This window comes from Pseudomonas citronellolis, assembly GCF_029335315.1.
Taxonomy (GTDB): Bacteria; Pseudomonadota; Gammaproteobacteria; order Pseudomonadales; family Pseudomonadaceae; genus Pseudomonas; species Pseudomonas citronellolis_A.
This window is the reverse complement of sequence record NZ_JARJLT010000303.1, coordinates 1-360: the sequence shown is the minus strand read 5'-3', so window position 1 is coordinate 360 and position 360 is coordinate 1. Positions and strand designations below refer to the sequence as shown.

The 360-nt window shown below is 67.2% G+C and carries 1 protein-coding gene; it reads right to left on the bottom strand.

The window, feature by feature from the left end; all coding sequences use genetic code 11:
- Positions 1–360: type VI secretion IcmF C-terminal domain-containing protein (locus tag P3W75_RS31950; protein ID WP_276229649.1), on the bottom strand; the 360-nt coding region annotated here is incomplete at both ends.

Below are 360 nucleotides of genomic sequence, written 5' to 3'. Positions count from 1 at the left end.
CCGGATCAGCCCCCAGGTGCCGGCGTAGTCGCCGAACAGGCGTGCCCCGCCGCGGGTGCTGGTCCAGCTCAGCGAGGCCCCCGGGTGGTCGCTGCCGCCCGGCCAGATGAACTGTTGCCAGCTCTGCACCTGGTTGAAGTACTCCAGGGCCACGCCGTCGAGGATGAAGCTGGTCTGCACGACATTGCGCACCGGCTTGGCCTGGAGCTGGAAGGTCATGCCCATGCCGCCATCGGTGTAGAGAATGTCGGCCAGTTCGCCGAGCTGGTTGATCGCCCGGAGGAACTCCGGGTTGAAGTGCAGGCCCTGGCTGTTGCCGCTGTCGGCGACCCAGCGATTGCCTTCCTTGTGCAGCACGCC